This window comes from Rhizobacter sp. P3_C12 (assembly GCF_056402735.1).
In genome coordinates this window covers 1-17,763 of the sequence record NZ_JBFUGW010000134.1, presented here as the reverse complement: position 1 = coordinate 17,763, position 17,763 = coordinate 1, and the positions used below count along the sequence as shown (strand labels likewise).

Sequence of the window (17,763 nt, the reverse complement as noted above, 5' to 3'; positions counted from 1 at the left end):
GCGGGATGATCTGCGCGAGCGTGCCCGACGCGGCGATCACGCCCGACGCGACGCGCCGGTCGTAGCCGTAGCGCAGCATGATCGGCAGCGAGATCAGCCCCATCGAGATCACCGACGCGGCGACGACGCCGGTGGTGGCGGCCAGCATCGCGCCGACCAGGATCACCGCGAACGCGAGGCCGCCGCGGATCGGGCCGAACAGCTGGCCGATGGTGTCGAGCAGGTCCTCGGCCATGCCCGAGCGTTCGAGCAGCAGCCCCATGAAGGTGAAGAACGGCACCGCGAGCAGCGTGTCGTTCTGCATGATGCCGAACATGCGCAGCGGCAGCGCCTGCATCAGCGCCGACGGCAGCAGGCCGAGCTCGATGCCGATGAAGCCGAACAGCAGCCCGCAGGCGGCCAGCGAGAACGCGACCGAGTAGCCGAACAGCAGGAACACGATCAGGCTGCCGAACATGATCGGCGCCATGTTGGCGGACAGGAACTCGATCATTTCGTGCTCCCTCGGGTGTTCTCGAGGGCGGCCTTCTCACGCACCGCCACCTCTTGCTGGCGCAGGAACTCGGCGAGTTCTTCCTCGGCCGATTTCGCGCTGCCCTTCTTCGTGGGATCGGGCACCAGGCCCTTCAGGAAGGCCACCCGCTTGATCAGCTCGGACAGGCCCTGCAGGCCCAGCAGCGCCAGCCCCACCGGCAGCAGCACCCAGGCCGGCCACAGGACCAGGCCGCCGGCGTTGCCCGAGACCTCGCCGCTCTGGTACTTGCTGACCACCACCGGCCACACCAGCTTGATCGCGACGATCACGAACGGCATCAGGAAGGCGCAGATGCCGACGATGTCGATCCAGACCTGCGTGCGCTTGGAGAAGCGGCCCGAGATCACGTCGATGCGCACATGCTCCTGGCGCAGCAGCGTGTAGCCGGCGGCCAGCAGGAACACCGCGGCGAACAGGTACCACTGGATCTCGAGGTAGGCGTTCGAGCTGACGTTGAACACCTTGCGGACGATGGCATTGCCGGCGCTGATCAGCACGGCCGCCAGCACGAGCCACGCGAGCCACCGGCCGACGAACTCGTTCAGCCGGTCGACCAGGCGTGAGAAGGACAAGAGGGGTTGCACGAAACGTCTCCAGGACTGGTTCTTTTGGCAGGGTGGAATCAGACCCGATCCGGATCCGTCCGGCAACGGGTCAAACAGCTAAGTGAAACTACGTGGCGGCCGGGGTGTCACCGAAATCCCGGCAGTGCTCCACCGCGTACTTGATCAGCTCCGCCTGGCCTTCGAGGTTCAGCTTGCGCTTGATGTTCTGGCGGTGCGATTCGACGGTGCGCACGCTCAGGTTCAGGTCCTGCGCGATCTGCTTGCTCGAGCGGCCCTTGGCCAGGCACGCGAGGATCTCGCTCTCGCGCAGCGACATCACCGGCCGCGGCGTCTGCGCCCGCATCAGCCGGCCCGAGATCGCGGCGCTGAGGAAGGTCTCGCCGGCCTGCACCGCGGCGATCGCCTCGATGATGTCGGTCGACGGCGCGTCCTTCAGCACGTAGCCGCGCGCGCCGGCCTGCATCGCGCGGTTCACGTACTCGGGGTTGTCGTACATGCTGAGCACCAGCACGCGCAGCGCCGGCCGCTCGGCGAGCAGGCGGCGCGTGAGTTCGATGCCGTTCACGTCTTTCATGCCGATGTCCATCAGCACCAGGTCGACGGCGTGCGCGGCGAGCTGCGCGAAGGCCTCGGCCGCGTCGCCGGCCTCGCCGACCACGTCGATGCCGGCCACGCTGCACAGCCGGGCCTTCAGGCCCTCGCGCACCAGCGGGTGGTCGTCGACGATCAGCAGGCGGGTGGCGTTCGGGGTCATGAGGCGGTGGTGGCGAAGCGTCGAATGGCCGAGGTGGGCACGTCGGCGACGACCTCGGTGCGGCCGGGTTTCGACGACACGTTCAGGCTCCCGCCGATCGACGCCAGCCGCTCGCGCATGTTGCGCAGCCCGATGCCGCGGCGCGGGTGATGCTGCATCGCGCCGACGTCGAAGCCGCGGCCGTCGTCGATCACGCGCAGCCGCACGCCGCCGGCGCCGAAGGCCAGCCGCAGCGCGATGTGCGACGCGGCCGCGTGCTTGTCGATGTTGTTCAGCGCCTCTTGCGTCACGCGGAACAGCACGGTGTTGATCTCGTTCGGCAGGCCCTCGGCCGGTTCGCCGCGCACCCGCACCTGCAGCGGCAGGCGGCGCTGCTCGCCGAACTCTTCGCCCAGGTGGGCGAGGGCGGCCGGCAGGCCCAGCACGTCGAGCTCGGCCGGGCGCAGCCGGTGCGAGATCTCGCGCACCTCGCCGAGCGCGCCGTTCAGGCGCAGCAGCGCCTTGGTCAGCGTGGCCGGCGCGGCCGCGCCGAGCTGCGCGACCGACGATTCCATCAGCAGCTTGATCGACACCAGCGTCTGGCTGGTGCTGTCGTGCAGCTCGCGCGAGAGGTGGGCGCGTTCGTCCTCCTGCGACTGCACGACCTGGCGCGCCAGCAGCCGCAGCTTGGCATCGGCGATGCGCTGCTCGCTGACGTTGAGCGCGAGCCCGCTGCCGCCGATCAGCACGATGCCCAGCAGCGCGATGCCGGCGATCCACCACATCGTGTCGGCGATGTTGGCGGTGACCTGCTGGTCGAGCTGCTTCATCGTGGCCTGCACGTCGTCGAGGTACAGGCCGGTGCCGAACATCCAGTTCCAGCGCGGCAGCGCGACCACGTAGCCGAGCTTGGKCGTCACCTGCCCGGTCGACGGCTTGCGCCACAGGTATTCAACGAAGCCGCCGCCTTCGCGGGCGCGTGCGATCAGCCGCTGGATCACCGGCTCGCCGTTGGCGTCGCGCATGTCCCACATCGGCTGGCCGACCAGCTCGGGCTGGCGCGGGTGCATCAGGTTCTTGCCGGCCAGGTCGTAGAGGAAGAAGTAGCCGTCGCTGCCGTAGTCGAGCGAGGCGAGGCGGCGGATCGCCTGCTCCTTGGTGGCATCGTCGTCACGGCCGGAGGCGTAGAGCGGCGCGATCGTGCTCTGCGCGAGGTCGACGTAGTGGCGCAGCTCGGTCTGCTTGGACGCCATCGTCGCGGCCTCGACGACGGCGCGCTCGCGGGCGGCGAGGTCGTTCTCTTTCTGGCGCACCGCGACCGCGATCAGCAGCAGCGACGCGATCAGCGGGATCACCGCGAACAGGAAGACCTTCAGCTTCAGGCGCATGGACGGCCGCCGTGGCTGCGGGGTCAGGCGGAGCCTGTCGCGGCCCGGTAGAGCTTGCCGGAGCGCGTGCCGGTGCGGCAGAACGCGAGGATCGGCTTGGGCAGCGAGGCCAGCAGCGATGCGAACTCGGCCACCTGCTCGGGCGTCTGCACGGCCGGCGCGACCGGCAGGTGCGCGTACTGCAGGCCGGCCGCGAGCGCGGCGGCTTCGACGGCGGCGCTGGTGGGTTGATCGGGGCCGCCCTCGAAATCGGGGCGGTTGTTGATCACGCTCTTGAAGCCCTGCTGCGCGGCCCAGGCCATCGCGGCCGGTTCGAGCTGGGGCGCGACGCAGACATCGGCGCTGAGCTGCTGGACGACGGGATCGCTCATGGTTGGCGACCTATTTGCTCAAGGCTTGCTTGACCGCGGCGGACACCAGGCCCATGTCGGCCTTGCCGGCCAGGCGGGTCTTCACCGCGCCCATCACCTTGCCCATGTCGCCGGGGCCGGTGGCGCCCAGCTCGGTGACGATCCTGCCGACCTCGGCCGCGATCTCGTCGGCCGACAGGCGCTGCGGCAGGTAGCCTTCGAGCACGGCCAGCTCGGCGGTTTCCTTGTCGACCAGGTCGGTGCGGTTGGCGGCGGCGAACTGTGTGATCGAATCCTTGCGCTGCTTGATCAGCTTGTCGACGATCGCGATCACCGCGGCGTCGTCGAGCACGATGCGCTCGTCGACCTCTTTCTGCTTCAGCGCCGCGAGCAGGCCGCGGATCGTCAGCAGGCGGGCGGCGTCCTTCGCACGCATCGCGGTCTTCATGTCTTCGGTGATCTGGTCTTTCAGGGTCATCGCAGGTGCTCGAATAGGTGAGGGTCGAAAGCGAGGATCAAAAACGACAAAGCCCGCGTGGCGCGGGCTTCGCTGTGCTCCAGCGCCAGGTCAGCGCCGAATCAACTTGAAATCTCAGTACAGGCGCTTCGGCAGCTGCATGCTGCGGATGCGCTTGAAGTGGCGCTTGACGGCCGCAGCCTTCTTGCGCTTGCGCTCGGCGGTGGGCTTTTCGTAGAACTCACGGGCGCGCAGGTCGGTCAGCAGGCCCAGCTTTTCAATGGTGCGCTTGAAACGGCGCAGAGCCACGTCGAACGGCTCGTTTTCTTTGACGCGAATCGAAGTCATAGATCCAGAAGTTTTTGCGCTCGGTGTCTCACTGTCGTTCGCCCGGGCTCTCAGGAAGGAGGTTCCGGAATCCAGCCTGGGGCATGGACGAAGATTTTGATGAGATCGCGGCGCGGGTTTGCCAGCAAAGACCGCGATTATAGCCATAGTTCCCTGACGCGCAAGCGGGGTGTCAGTGACTGCTTTCAACGGGCTGCAGGCGGTCGGCGACGGCCGCCGCGCAGGCTGCGGCGCTGGCCCAGGCCCACTGGAAGTTGTAGCCGCCCAGCCAGCCGGTCACGTCGACCACCTCGCCGATGAAGTGCAGGCCGGGCATGCGGCGGCTTTCCAGCGTCTGCGAGCTGAGCTCCCGGGTGTCGACGCCGCCGGCGGTGACCTCGGCCTTGCGGTAGCCCTCGGTGCCGTCGGGCGCCAACTGCCAGCCCTGCAGGCCGGCGGCGAGCTGCTGCAGGTCGCGATCCTTCAGGTCGGCCACCGGGCGATCCGACAAACCAGGGCGGGCCTGCAGCCACGCCGCGGCCAGCCGGGCCGGCAGCAGCGTCGCCAGTTCGTTGCCCAGCTGCTTGCGCGAACTGGCCTTGGCGTGCAGGAATTCCGCGGCCAGGTCGCGATCGGGCGCCAGGTCGAGCTGCAGCGGCGTGCCGGGCTTCCAGAAGCTCGAGATCTGCAGCACGCCCGGGCCGCTGAGCCCGCGGTGCGTGAACAGCAGGTCCTCGACGAAGCGGGCCCGCGCCCGGCCGGCGCCGGTGCTGATCGCCACCGGCAGCGAGAGCCCGGCCAGTTCGACGAACGGTGCCCATTCGGCCGCCGCGAAGGTCAGCGGCACCAGCGCCGGCCGGGTGTCGACCAGCTTGTGGCCGAACTGCTTCGCGACGCGGTAGCCGAAGTCGGTGGCGCCGATCTTGGGGATCGACAGCCCGCCGGTCGCGATGACGAGCCGGCGGCAGCGCACCGGGCCGCGCGCCGTGTCGAGCTCGAAGCGCTCCGGCTCGCCGCGCACCGCCGTCACGCCGCACGGCTGCCAGCGCGTCACGCCGCCTTGCTCGCACTCGCGCAGCAGCATGCCGATGATGTCTTCGGCCGATTCGTCGCAGAACAGCTGGCCCTTGTGCTTCTCGTGCCACGCGATGCGGTGGCGTTGCACCAGGCCGATGAAATCCTGCGGCGTGTAGCGGGCCAGTGCCGAGCGGCAGAAGTTCGGGTTTTCCGACAGGAAGTTCGCCGGCCCCGCGTCGCGGTTCGTGAAATTGCAGCGCCCGCCGCCGGAGATGCGGATTTTCTCGGCCAGCTTCTCGGCATGGTCGATCAGCAGCACGCGGGCGCCGCGCTGGCCGGCGATCCCCGCGCAGAACAAGCCGGCCGCGCCTGCGCCGATCACCACCACGTCGTACGAATGCATCGCCGGATTATCCCGGCACCGCAATCTGTGACAGGTCGGGGCGTGCGCCCTTCCTAGAATCGGCCCCTTTCCGACCCTCCGCAACCGATTGCCCCCACCGATGACACCTGATCCGATCGCCGTGGCGCGCGCCACCTGGGCCGTGCGCCTGCAGTTCTTCGTCGCCGGCGTGCTGTTCGCGAGCTTCGGCGTGCACGTGCCGACCATCAAGCAGCACTACGCGCTCGGCGAGCAGGCACTCGCGATCGCGATGCTGGCCGCCGGCGTCGGCGCGGTCGCGACGCTGACGCAGGCGGGCCGCTGGGTCGGGCGGCTCGGCGCGCGGCGGGCGGCGCTGCTGTCGGGCGGTGCGACCGCGCTGTGCCTGGCGCTGCTGCTGTCGTCGCACGCCTACGCAGGGCTGGTGGCGGTGATGGTGGTGTTCGGTGTCGGCACCAGCCTGTTCGATGTGTCGATCAACGCGGCCGCCGGCGAGCTGGAGCAGCTGGCCGGGCGCAGCCTGATGAGCGGCTTCCACGGCATGTTCAGCCTCGGCGGCATGGTCGGCGCGGGGCTGGGCAGCCTGCTGCTGTCGCACGAGGTCGGCGGCGCGACGCACCTGGTGGCGATGGCGGTGCTCGGTGCGGCGGCGATCGGCGGGGCCGGGGCGGTGATGCTGCGCACGATCGCCGGGTCGGACGACAAGGGCGGCTTCGAGCTGCCGCGTGGGCTGCTGGCGCTGCTGGGCGTGCTGGGGGCGCTGGGCCTGATCGCCGAGGGCGCAATGTACGACTGGAGCGTGCTGTACATGAAGCAGGAGCTCGCCAGCGAGGCGAGCTTCGCGGCGCTGGCCTATGCGAGCTTCAGCGCCGCGATGGCGGCGGCGCGCTTCGCCGGCGACTGGGTGCGCGAGCGGGTCTCGCCGGCCGTGCTGATGAGCGGCAGCGCGGCGCTGGCCGCGGCCTCGATGGCGGCGGTGCTGCTGGTTGGCCACCCGATGGTGGCGCTGGTGGGCTTCGCGCTGGTGGGCCTGGGCTTCGCGAACGTGGTGCCGGTGCTGTTCAGCGCCGCGGCGAAGGTGGATGCGAACCCGGCGCACGGCATCGCGGTGGTCGCGTCGGTCGGCTACTTGGGGATGATGGCCGGCCCGCCGCTGATCGGGATCATCGCGGAGCACGCGTCGCTGACGCTCGGCCTCGCGACGGTATCGCTGTTCGCGGGGATCCTCGCGGCCGCGGCGCCGCGGGCACTCAGACCAGCGGCGGTTTGAGCGCGGACGGGCCGAGCGCCGGGCCGCCCCAAGCCGGCCCGTGTCCCCTCGGGGGACCGTCCGGTGTACCCACCGGGCGAGGGGTCGTCATCACCCCTTCCAGATGAACGGAAACCTGAGCTGCTTGAAGAACCCGTTCGGCACGTAGTCGCCGACCACCCCGTACTGATCCGGCCACTTCCGGTCCGCCTTCACCGCGGTGCCGAACAGGTAGTCGATGAACGCGAAGTGCGCCGCGTAGTTCTTGTCGATCGCCTCGTCGTCCTGCGAGTGGTGCCAGTGGTGGAAGTTCGGCGTCACGATCAGGTAGCGCAGCGGGCCGAGCCGCACGCTGACGTTGGCGTGGTTGAACACCGCCTGGAAGCCGACCACGACGATGTAGGCGTCGATCACTTCCTTGCTGAAGCCCAGCACGTAGATCGGCGCCAGCACCAGCGTGCGCGTGATCAGCAGCTCGAGGATGTGCTGGCGCGAGCCGGCCAGCCAGTCCATGCTCTTCACGCTGTGGTGCACCGCATGCAGGCGCCACAGCAGCGGCACCTCGTGGTACGCGCGGTGCGTCCAGTACTGCACCAGGTCGGCCACCAGCACGATCAGGAACAGCGCGACCCAGAAGTTCAGGCCGGTGACCCAGCCGCGGATGCCGTCGTGCGCGGCCCAGCCGAACAGCCGGTGCACCAGCAGGTTGGTCGCCAGCAGCACGAAGCCGACCACCATGTGGTTCACGATGAAGTGGTGGAAATCGGTCTGCCATTCGGCGCGGAACACCGGCTGCGTGCGGCGCAGCGCGAACAGCTTCTCGATGAACACGAAGATCAGCGTCGAGCCCAGCAGGTCGAGGATGAACCAGTCGAGGCCGAGGTAGGGCGTGTGGTCGGGGAAATCGCTGCTGACCGGCACCTTGTGGCCGCCCCAGGCCAGCGACGCGGCCACGAGCACGAAAGACGCGAAGGCCAGCCAGCGCGCCTGGCCGCGGATGATGTTGAACAGCGACAGCGAGCCGGCGATCACCAACGCCACCAGCAGCACCTGCCGGATCACGTCGACGTTGTAGCTCTGGCGCAGCTCCGGCGTCGTCAGGTACTGCGGGAAGTGGAACGCGATCACGCCCAGGAAGCACAAGATGGCCAGCCCCAGCGCGATCACGCCGGTCACCATGCCGTGGCCGCGTTGCAGCGGGCCATGCGAGGCCGTCAGGCGGTTCAGCTTGTCGATCTTGAGCATCAGGTCCTCACTCCGCCAACATCTCGTGGCCGGGGATTATGCGGCGATGCCCCCGTCTTCAGGCGACCCGGGCGACCCCCATTTGGAGGGATTCGCGCACGCTGCCCGGCAGATCGTCACGCGCCTGCAGCCCGCGCAGCACCTCGCCGACCAGGATGATCGCCGGGCTGCCGAGCTGCTCGCGCTCGATCAGCCCGCACAGGTCGCCGAGCGTGCCGAGCGCATGCCGCTGCTGCGGCTGGCTCGCATGCTGCACCACCGCCACCGGCGTGTGCGCCGGCAGCGCCTGCAGCAGGCCCGACTGCAGCGTGGCCGCCTGCGCCACGCCCATGTAGATGACGAGCGTCAGCCCCTGCGCGGCCGCGGCGGCGAGCGTCGGCCAATCGGGGGAGGCACCCGATTCCTTCGCATGGCCGGTCACCAGGATGACGCCGTGCGCATGGTCGCGGTGCGTCAGTGGCACGTCGAGCGAGGTCGCCGCGGCCAGGCCCGAGGTGATGCCGTTGACCACCGACACCTCGATGCCCTGCGCGCGCAGGTGCTGCATCTCCTCGCCGCCGCGGCCGAACACGAACGGGTCGCCGCCCTTCAGCCGCACCACGCGCTCGCCCTTCAGCGCCTCGGCGGCCATCAGCTTCTCGATGAAGGCCTGCGGCGTGCTCGCGCAGCCACCGCGCTTGCCGACATGGACGACGCGCGCCGAGCGGCGGGCATAGCGCAGCACGCCGTCGCCGACCAGGTCGTCGACCAGCAGCACCGTGGCGGCGCGGATCGCGCGGATCGCCTTGAGCGTCAGCAGCTCCGGGTCGCCGGGRCCGGCTCCGACCAGTGTCACGCCACCGCGCTGCGGGGAATCGTTCATGCCGTCTTTTCCTTCGGATGCGCCCGCTCCAGCGCCGCGAGGCTGTCGAGCAGGCAGGCCACCTGCTGCGTCAGCGGCGCGGGCGCCGGCTTCTCGCCGCTGATGACCGATTGGATGTACATCGCGGTGGTGGCCGCATCGCAGGTGCGCGGCAGCACCGGCAGCTCGCGCAGCACGCCGTCGTGGGCCGACAGCGAGAGCTCGCTGCGCGGCTGGCCGTCGATGAAGACGTCCAGGCGCGRCAGCCGGCGCGGGTCGGCGACCGGTTCGCCCTCGGTGCCGCGCATCAGCAGCGCGTTCGCGGTGGTGCGCTGCAGGAAGTCGGTCAGCATCGTGCCGTACTCCGGGTGCGTGTAGTTGACGACGCGCATCGCCTGGCCGGCCGCGCACGGGTCGAGCAGCTTCGCGACGGTGTGGCCGGAGTTGCGCAGGCCGATGGTCCAGCGCGCATCGAGCAGGCGGGCGAGCGGCGGGCACAGCGCATCGGTGCGCATGAACACCGGCTCGCGGCGGCGCCAGGCCTGTGCCACGTCGTCGGCGCTGCGCGCGAGCGGCAGCCCGAGCACCTGGAAGATGTCGGCGGTGGTGACGCGGCCCGGATCCTCGGGCATGCCATGCACCAGCACGGGCACGCCTTCCTGCGCGAGCATCAGCGCGAGCAGCGGGGTCAGGTTGGGCAGCTTGCGCGCGCCGTTGTACGAGGGCAGCACCACCAGGGTGCGATCGCAGGTGATCGGCAGGCAGCGCGCCGAGGCGGCCTGCAGGAAGCCGGCCAGCTCGTCCACCGATTCGCCCTTGATGCGCATCGCCATCGCGAAGGCGCCGAGTTCGAGGTCGCTGACCTGGCCGTCCAGGACCCGGCCCATCAGGTCGAGCGCCTGCTCGCGTGACAGCGAGCGGGCGCCTTCCTTGCCGCGACCGATTTCCTTGATGTAGTTCGTGATGCTCATGGGCTCTCCCTGAGCGAGTTTCGCAAGTACCGGGCCAACGCGACGACGATTTGATGAGGCATGCGTTAAGAGATCAGGGGCCGAGCAAGGCGTCCTTCAAGGGCTCGCGCCAGGCGCGTGCCGCAGGGTCGTAGACGCCGAAGCCGGATGCCAGTTCCCAATACGCCCAGCTGAAGCCGCGGCGCTCGGCCTCGTCGCGCATGCGGCGGGTGTAGGAAGCGCGTGCGTCCATCGCGGCCTTGCCATAGGCGCCGAATTCGCCGAGGTAGATCGGATAGCGATGGCGCAACGACCAGGCGAGCGCGGTGTCGAGCGGGCCGCGCATCTGCGCGAGCTGCGCCGCGTCGCAGCAGGACGTGCCCAGCCAGGCCGCGGCGCCGCTGGCCCATTCGGCGCCCTGGTGCGTGAAGTGGAAGGGCTCGTAGTTGTGCACCGTGACGATCAGGTTCGCGTCGTTCGGCAGCACCAGGCTCGCGAGCGCGTTCGCGCTGTTCCACTGCGTCGGCCCGATCACGACGATGCGTGTCGGGTTGCTGCGGCGCACCACCTGCAGCCCGCGCGCGGCCAGGTCGTTCCAGCGGGTGGTCTGCGCGCCGTGCGGCTCGTTGTAGAGCTCGAACACCAGCTTGGGGCCACGCGTGCTGTAGTGCTGGGCAATCTGTTTCCACATGTTCAGGAAGCGCAGCGCATGCAGGCCGTCGGCCACCGGGGCCTCGCCGCCATCGAGCTTGTCGCCGTCGAGCTGGCGGTAGTGGTGCATGTTCAGCACGACGATGAAGCCCTTGTCGAGCAGGGCATCGACCGCTTCGTCGACGCGCGCGAAGAACGCCGGATCGATGCGCGCCTCGCCGTCGGCCGACGCATGGTTGCTCCAGCGCACCGGCAGCCGGGCGTTCGCGAAGCCGGCTTCGGCGGCCTTCTCGACCAGTGCCGCGTCGAAGCGCAGGCTCCAGGCGCCTTCGGTGGGGGCGTCGAAGATGTTGCCGAAGTTGACGCCGCGGCCCATCGCATGGGCGGTCTCGATGGCCTGGGGCGAGGCGCCCGGTGCCGCGCCGGCGGGCATCGGCGGGTAGTCGGCCAGCGAGGCGGGCGCGCTGGCGCAGGCGGCGAGCAGGCTGCAGGCGCAGGCCAGCAGCAGCGCTGCGCGCGTCATGATCGTCATGCTGTCTGTCTCCATCGTTGTTTTGCGATGGCGATTCTAGGCAGCGGCCGGTGCTTGGAGGCGTGACCGGACCATGCGTTTCAACGCGGGGATGCACGAACCGCAGTTGGTGCCGCATTTCAGCGCGCCCTGCAGCTGCGCGAGCTGCTGGTCGGCGGGGCCGCTGCAGCGTTCGAGCTGGGCCAGGATGGCCGGCTCGCCGACGTTGAAGCAGGTGCAGACCTGCTTGCCGCTGGCCGGCACCGCGACCGGCGCGCGCGCGCCGGGGCTCAGCAGCAGGCGGCCGTAGGCCTGGGCCGGCAGTTCGTCCTGCAGCAGCGGCTTGATCCAGACCTCGGCGCTGATGTCGCCGGCGAGCAGGAAGCCTTCGAGGCGGGCCTCGTCGGCACCGTGGCGCGCGAGCCGCATCGCGCGGCGCTGGCCGCGGCGCTTGTCGGCGTAGTGCAGCACCTCGGGCGCGGCCAGGCCGAGCAGGGCCTCGATGCGCTCCAGCACCGCATCGGGCACCGGCTCGTAGGCCGCGGCGCGGAACAGCACGCCGCTGCGTTCGCGGCCGAACGGCACGCAGCTCGCGAACGCGAAGCCGTCCATCAGCGGCTTCAGCGCCTCGCGCACGCGCAGCGCTTCGTCCTCGGGCAGCCAGGCCACGCCGAGCAGGCGCCATGGCAGCTCGGCCTTCAGCACCTTGACGGCGGCGTGCTTCAGCTCGGGCTGCTTGGAGCGCGGGCAGAAGGCCGAGGTCGTCAGCGCATTCACGCCGCGCATCGGCGTGCCGCCGGTCTGGCCGCCGACGTACTCGTCGCCCCAGTGCATCGCGATGAAGGCCTGCGCGGGCGAGACCTGCTCGCTCGCCTGCACCGGCAGCACGATGCTGCCGCGGCGCGAGGTGACGTGCACCAGGTCACCGTCGGCGAGCTTCAGCCGCGCGAGGTCCTGCGCATGCATCTCGATGGCCGGTTCGGGCACGTGGCCGAACAGGCGGCCGATGGTGCCGGTGCGGCTCATGCCGTGCCACTGGTCGCGCAGCCGGCCGGTGGTGAGCGAGAACGGGAAGCGGGCGTCGCGCGGCTCGGCCAGCGGTTCGTACGGGGTGTCGGCGAAGCGGGCGCGGCCGGAGTCGGTCGGGAAGCGGCCGTCTTCGTAGAGGCGTGCGCGGCCGGCCGTGGCGCCGGCGGGGAAGGGCCATTGCGCCGGGGCGGCATCGAGCTGCGGGTAGCTGAGCCCGGTGATGTCGAGATCGCGCCCGCGCGTCGTTTCGCGGTGTTCGTTCCAGACCGATTCCGGCGTGGCGTAGTCGAACAGCGAGGGCAGCGAGGGGCGCAGCCGTGCTTCGAGGCGGCGCGCGAAGTCGGTGGCGGCGGCCCAGTCGTGGCGGGCCTGGCCGGGCGCGGCGATGGCCGGGCGCACGCGGCTGATGCGGCGCTCGCTGTTGGTGACGGTGCCGTCCTTCTCGCCCCAGCTGGTGGCGGGCAGCAGCAGGTCGGCGTAGCCGCAGGTGGCGGTGGTGGAGAAGGCCTCCTGCACGACGATGAACTCGGCGCGTTCGAGCGCGCGCCGCACCGTCGCCTGGTCGGGCATCGATTGCGCGGGGTTGGTGCAGGTGATCCACAGCGCGCGGATCTCGCCGTCGGCGGCTGCCTGGAACATCTCGACGGCCGTCTTGCCGGGCACGGCCGGCACGTCGGGCACGCCCCACAGCGCGGCGACTTCGGCGCGGTGGGCCGGGTTCGCGAGGTCGCGGTGCGCACTCAGCAGGTTCGCGAGCCCGCCGACTTCGCGCCCGCCCATCGCGTTCGGCTGCCCGGTCAGCGAGAACGGGCCGGCGCCGGGCTTGCCGATCTGCGCGGTGGCGAGGTGCAGGTTGATCAGCGCGGCGTTCTTGAAGGTGCCGGCGCGRCTCTGGTTGAGCCCCTGGCAGTACAGCGACAGCGTGCGGCCGCCGGCATCGGCGAACCAGCGCGCGGCCTGCACGAGCGCGGCCTCGTCGATGCCGCAGAGGCGCGCGGTGTCTTTCGGCGTGAACTCGCGCACGCGGTCGCGCAGTGCGGCGAAGCCTTCGGTGTGGGCGGCGATGTAGGCGTGGTCGACCAGGCCTTCCCACAGCATCAGGTGCAGCATGCCGTTGAAGAGGGCCACGTCGGTGCCGGGCAGCAGCGGCAGGTGCAGGTCGGCGGCCTCGGCGGTTTCGGTGCGGCGCGGGTCGGCGACGATGATCTTCATCGCCGGGTTCGCGCGTTTCGCATCCTCGATGCGCCGGAACAGGATCGGGTGGGCCCACGCTGTGTTCGCGCCGGCGATGAAGAGGGTGCTGGCGAGCGCCAGGTCGTCGTAGCAGGCGGGTGGCGCATCGGCGCCGAGCGTGAGCTTGTAGCCGGCGACGGCGCTGCTCATGCACAGGCGCGAGTTGGTGTCGACATTGTTGGTGCCGATCAGGCCCTTGGCGAGCTTGTTGAAGACGTAGTAGTCCTCGGTGAGCAGCTGGCCGGACAGGTAGAACCCCACCGAATCGGGGCCGTGTCGTTCGATCGTGCTGGCGAAGCGCTCCGTGGCGAGGTCGAGGGCCGTGTCCCAGGTGACGGGTCTCGGTGCGCTGCTTCGCTCGAGGCGTTGCATCGGCTGCAGCAGCCGCGATTGCATCGTGATGGCGGCGCTGGCGGTGTGGTGCAGCGTGCTGCCCTTGGTGCACAGGCGGCCGAAGTTCGCGGGGTGGTCGGGGTCGCCTCGTACGCCGGTGATCTGGTCGTCGCTCGACTCGATGATCACGCCGCAGCCGACACCGCAGTACGGGCAGGTGGAGCGGGTTTCACGCATGTTGCTCGTGTCCGGGGGCTCGCACCATGCAACCGTTCGCCCTGAGCAGGGACCGAGCTTGTCGAGGGCCCGTGTCGAAGGGTTGCTGCTCAGCGATGCAGGGCTTCGACAGGCTCAGCCCGAACGGTGTTGCTGCAAACATCAGCCGACCACCACCGGAATGACCTTCGGCCCGGCCACCGGCCGGACCAGGTCGATCGCGTGCTGCGCCAACTCGAGCGCATCGAGGTGCACCACGCCATTCGAGACGTGCACCGCAAACCGCGGCGTGCAGCCATCATCGGGCGCCCGGGCACATCCGTCGTCCAGCCCGATCGTCCAGTTGTGCAGCGGGCACGCGACGCTCTTGCCGAACACGATGCCCTGGCTCAGCGGGCCGCCCTTGTGCGGGCAGCGGTCGAGCAGCGCGAACACCTCGTCCTGGTCGTTGCGGAAGATCGCGACATCGACGCCCGCATCGCGCGCCACGCGGCGCGAACCCAGCACCGGGATGTCGTCGACGCGGCAGATGGCTTGCCACTGGCTCATTGCGCTGCTCCTTGCGAGATCGTTTCGTGTGCCGCCCCGACCGGCGTGAACTGCCGGGTGTCGACCCGCGCCTTGTCGAAATCGAACCACGGGTCGGGCTCGCCATCGAGCGAGAACTTCAATCGCTCCCACAGCGCCACGCGGCCTTCGGCATCGTCGAGGATCTTCTTCTTCACGTAGTCGAGGCCCACGCGCCCGATCCAGTGCACCGTGCGCTCCAGGTACCAGCCTTCCTCGCGGTACAGCTGCAGGAAGGCGCCGCTGTACTCCAGCACCTCCTCGGCCGTCTTCAGCTTCACGAAGAAATGCGCCACCTCGGTCTTGATGCCGCCGTTGCCGCCCACATAGATCTCCCAGCCCGAATCGACGCCGATCACGCCCACATCCTTGATGCCCGACTCGGCACAGTTGCGCGGGCAGCCGCTCACCGCCAGCTTCACCTTGTGCGGCGCATACATGCGCCACAGCGCACGCTCCAGGTCCTTGCCCATCTGCGTGCTGTCCTGGGTGCCGAAACGGCACCACTCCGACCCCACGCAGGTCTTCACCGTGCGCAGCGCCTTCGCATACGCATGGCCCGAAGGCATGCCGATGTCCTTCCAGACGTTGACCAGGTCCTCTTTCTTCACGCCCAGCAAATCGATGCGCTGCCCGCCGGTCACCTTGACGGTCGGGATCTTGTACTTGTCCACCGCATCGGCGATGCGCCGCAACTCGTCGGCCGTCGTCTCGCCGCCCCACATGCGCGGGATCACGCTGTAGGTGCCGTCCTTCTGGATGTTGGCGTGGCTGCGCTCGTTGATGTAGCGCGACTGCGGATCGTCCTGCGCCTCCTTCGGCCAGGTGCTGATCAGGTAGTAGTTCACCGCCGGCCGGCAGCTCGAGCAGCCGTTCGGCGTGCGCCACGCCAGCGTCTGGTACACCGATGCGATCGACAGCAGCTTCTCGTTGCGGATCGCGTCGCGCACCTCCTGGTGGCTGCGGTCGGTGCAGCCGCACATCGCCTTCTTCTTCGGCGTCGCCGAGTAGTCGCCGCCGGCGGTGAACATCAGCAGCTGCTCGACCAGCCCGGTGCACGAGCCGCACGACGCACTCGCCTTCGTGTGCTTGCGCACCTCCTCCAGCGTGAACAGGCCCTTCTCCTTGATGGCCTTGCAGACCGTCCCCTTGGTGACGCCGTTGCAGCCGCAGACCTCGTCGCTGTCGGCCATCGCGGCCGCCTTGTTGTGGCCCTCGTGGCCGGTGTCGCCGATGTTCGATTCGCCGAACATCAGCTTGTCGCGGATGTCGGAGATGGTGCGGCCTTCGCGAAGCAGCTTGAAGTACCAGCTGCCGTCCACCGTGTCGCCGTACATGCAGGCGCCCACGAGCTTGTCGTCCTTGATCACCAGCTTCTTGTAGACGCCACCGAACGGATCGCTCATCACGATCTCCTCGCAATCGGCCCCGCCCATGAAGTTGCCGGCCGAGAACAGGTCGATGCCGGTCACCTTCAGCTTGGTCGAGGTCTGCGAGCCGGTGTAGCGGCCGATGCCGAACTCCGCCAGGTGCGTCGCGCACACCTTGCCCTGCTCGAACAGCGGCGCCACCAGCCCGTAGGCGATGCCGCGGTGCGCCGCGCATTCGCCGACCGAGTAGATGCGCGGGTCGGTCACCGTCTGCATCGTGTCGGTGACGACGATGCCGCGGTTGCAATGGAGACCGATCTTCTCGGCGAGCTCGGTGTTGGGCCGGATGCCGGCCGCCATCACCACCAGGTCGGCCGGCACCTCGGTGCCGTCCTTGAACTGCACCGCCATCACGCGGCCCGCGGTGCCGGCCTCGCGGTCGCCGATCAGCGCCTGCGTGTTCGCGCCGATCAGGAACTTCAGCCCRCGTGCCTCCAGCGACTTCTGCAGCAGCTTGCCGGCGGTGTCGTCCAGCTGGCGCTCCATCAGCCACGGCGCCACGTGCACCACGCTGACCTGCATGCCGCGCAGCATCAGGCCGTTGGCGGCCTCCAGCCCCAGCAGCCCGCCGCCGATCACCACCGCGTGCTTGTAGCGGGTGGCGGCCTCGATCATCGTGTTGGTGTCGGCGATGTCACGGTAGGCGATCACGCCCTCCAGGTCCTTGCCCGGGATCGGCAGGATGAACGGGTTCGAGCCGGTCGTGACCAGCAGCCGGTCGTAGCGCTCCTCGGTGCCGTCCGCCGCGCGCACGACGCGGTTGCGCCGGTCGACGTCGACCACCTTCTTGCCGAGGTGCAGCGTGATGCCGTGCTCCTCGTACCAGCTCAGCGGGTTCAGCACGATCTCGTCGAGCGTCTGCTCGCCGGCCAGCACCGGGCTCAGCAGGATGCGGTTGTAGTTCGGGTGCGGCTCGGCCCCGAAGACGCTGATGTCGTACAGGTCGGGCGCGATCTTCAGCAGCTCTTCCAGCGTGCGCACCCCGGCCATGCCGTTGCCGACCATCACGAGTTTCATCTTCTTCATCACACGCTCCAGTTCCAGCCGCTTGCGCAGCGATAAAAGCAAAAGGGGGGCCAGCCGGACACGCGGTACGCTCGCGGCCCATGAGCTTCGACGTCGAGATCGGCCACTTCAGCCTGGCGGGGCCACGCCCGCGCAACGAGGATTTCGCCGCCTGCCCGGTGCCCGACGGCGACGACGCGGCGCGCGGGCTGATCGCGGCGATCGCCGACGGCGTGTCGTCCGGCGGCCTCGGCCTCGAGGCGGCACAGACCACCGCGATGAGCGTCGTGCAGGACTACTTCGCCGCGCCCGACACCTGGCATGCCACCGCCATCCTCGACCGCGTGATCGCCGCGCAGAACCGCTGGCTGGTCGACCACAACCGGCGCCGCCAGCGCAGCGCGCACGATGCGATGGGCATGACCACGTTGACTGCCCTGGTGCTGCGCGGCCACGGCTTCACGCTGGCGCACGTGGGCGACACCCGCGCCCACCTGCTGCGCGGCGACGAGCTGGTGCAGCTGACGCAGGACCACGGCTTCGACCACCCCGACCAGCGCGGCCGCCTGACCCGCGCGATCGGCCTGGACGACGGCGTGCGCGTCGACTACCTGCAGGCCGAGCTGCAGACCGGCGACCTGTTCGTGCTGACCACCGACGGCGTGCACGGCCAGCTCGCGCCGCGCCGCCTGGCGGCGCTGGCACGCGACGGCTCGGCCCGCGACGCCGCCGAGGCGCTGGTGCGCGC

17 protein-coding genes are annotated in these 17,763 nt (G+C 69.7%); 2 read left to right on the top strand and 15 right to left on the bottom strand.

Annotation, left to right across the window (positions count from 1 at the left end):
* The 8 genes from AC1DXV_RS19985 to AC1DXV_RS19950 all read right to left on the bottom strand — a co-directional run.
* On the bottom strand, positions 1-493 hold a 493-nt coding region (locus AC1DXV_RS19985; RefSeq protein WP_477935161.1), incomplete at its 3' end, for a TRAP transporter large permease subunit.
* Complete coding sequence (locus AC1DXV_RS19980) at positions 490-1,119, bottom strand: TRAP transporter small permease subunit (protein WP_477869752.1); 630 nt, start codon at positions 1,117-1,119, stop codon at positions 490-492. The genes AC1DXV_RS19980 and AC1DXV_RS19985, both read right to left, overlap by 4 nt.
* 88 nt (positions 1,120-1,207) lie before the next feature.
* Entirely contained in the window at positions 1,208-1,855 is a 648-nt protein-coding gene (locus AC1DXV_RS19975; RefSeq protein WP_477869750.1) for a response regulator transcription factor, read from the bottom strand.
* Entirely contained in the window at positions 1,852-3,222 is a 1,371-nt protein-coding gene (locus AC1DXV_RS19970) for a cache domain-containing protein (RefSeq protein WP_477935159.1), read from the bottom strand. The genes AC1DXV_RS19975 and AC1DXV_RS19970 overlap by 4 nt, the downstream gene beginning before the upstream one ends.
* Positions 3,223-3,245: 23 nt before the next feature.
* Positions 3,246-3,593 carry a protein tyrosine phosphatase family protein gene (locus tag AC1DXV_RS19965; protein WP_477869746.1) on the bottom strand — a complete coding sequence of 116 codons (348 nt, stop codon included), beginning with the start codon at positions 3,591-3,593 and terminating at the stop codon, positions 3,246-3,248.
* Positions 3,594-3,603: 10 nt separating this feature from the next.
* Positions 3,604-4,050: a GatB/YqeY domain-containing protein gene (locus AC1DXV_RS19960; RefSeq protein WP_477935157.1), complete on the bottom strand. Its 447-nt coding sequence runs from the start codon at positions 4,048-4,050 to the stop codon at positions 3,604-3,606.
* Positions 4,051-4,164: 114 nt separating this feature from the next.
* Positions 4,165-4,377, bottom strand: a complete 213-nt coding sequence (rpsU, locus tag AC1DXV_RS19955; protein ID WP_047503026.1) for a 30S ribosomal protein S21 — start codon at positions 4,375-4,377, stop codon at positions 4,165-4,167.
* A gap of 172 nt (positions 4,378-4,549) precedes the next feature.
* Positions 4,550-5,776: a BaiN/RdsA family NAD(P)/FAD-dependent oxidoreductase gene (locus AC1DXV_RS19950; protein ID WP_477935155.1), complete on the bottom strand. Its 1,227-nt coding sequence runs from the start codon at positions 5,774-5,776 to the stop codon at positions 4,550-4,552.
* 100 nt (positions 5,777-5,876) lie between these two features.
* Between AC1DXV_RS19950 and AC1DXV_RS19945 the strand changes: the two genes are divergently transcribed.
* On the top strand, positions 5,877-7,025 hold the full coding sequence (locus tag AC1DXV_RS19945; protein WP_477935153.1) for an MFS transporter: 1,149 nt from the start codon (positions 5,877-5,879) through the stop codon (positions 7,023-7,025).
* A 90-nt stretch (positions 7,026-7,115) separates the two neighbouring features.
* On the opposite strand, the gene AC1DXV_RS19940 is transcribed toward AC1DXV_RS19945, so the two are convergent.
* The 7 genes from AC1DXV_RS19940 to nirB all read right to left on the bottom strand — a co-directional run bounded on the left by AC1DXV_RS19940 (position 7,116) and on the right by nirB (position 17,036).
* Positions 7,116-8,249 carry a sterol desaturase family protein gene (locus AC1DXV_RS19940; protein WP_477935151.1) on the bottom strand — a complete coding sequence of 378 codons (1,134 nt, stop codon included), beginning with the start codon at positions 8,247-8,249 and terminating at the stop codon, positions 7,116-7,118.
* A 58-nt stretch (positions 8,250-8,307) separates the two neighbouring features.
* A complete protein-coding gene (gene cobA, locus AC1DXV_RS19935; protein WP_477935149.1) occupies positions 8,308-9,111 on the bottom strand; it encodes a uroporphyrinogen-III C-methyltransferase in 804 nt (267 codons plus the stop codon).
* Positions 9,108-10,061, bottom strand: a complete 954-nt coding sequence (gene ybiB, locus AC1DXV_RS19930; protein ID WP_477935147.1) for a DNA-binding protein YbiB — start codon at positions 10,059-10,061, stop codon at positions 9,108-9,110. The genes cobA and ybiB overlap by 4 nt, the downstream gene beginning before the upstream one ends.
* A 73-nt stretch (positions 10,062-10,134) precedes the next feature.
* Complete coding sequence (locus AC1DXV_RS19925) at positions 10,135-11,223, bottom strand: glycoside hydrolase family 5 protein (RefSeq protein ID WP_477872826.1); 1,089 nt, start codon at positions 11,221-11,223, stop codon at positions 10,135-10,137.
* 36 nt (positions 11,224-11,259) lie between these two features.
* Complete coding sequence (locus tag AC1DXV_RS19920) at positions 11,260-14,034, bottom strand: nitrate reductase (protein WP_477935145.1); 2,775 nt, start codon at positions 14,032-14,034, stop codon at positions 11,260-11,262.
* A 141-nt stretch (positions 14,035-14,175) separates the two neighbouring features.
* A complete protein-coding gene (gene nirD, locus AC1DXV_RS19915) occupies positions 14,176-14,562 on the bottom strand; it encodes a nitrite reductase small subunit NirD (protein ID WP_477870526.1) in 387 nt (128 codons plus the stop codon).
* Positions 14,559-17,036, bottom strand: coding sequence for a nitrite reductase large subunit NirB (gene nirB / locus AC1DXV_RS19910; protein WP_477935143.1), 2,478 nt, complete (start codon positions 17,034-17,036; stop codon positions 14,559-14,561). Before nirB ends, nirD begins: the two co-directional genes overlap by 4 nt.
* Positions 17,037-17,116: 80 nt before the next feature.
* Between nirB and AC1DXV_RS19905 the strand changes: the two genes are divergently transcribed.
* Positions 17,117-17,763: PP2C family protein-serine/threonine phosphatase (locus AC1DXV_RS19905; protein WP_477935141.1), on the top strand; the 647-nt coding region annotated here is incomplete at its 3' end.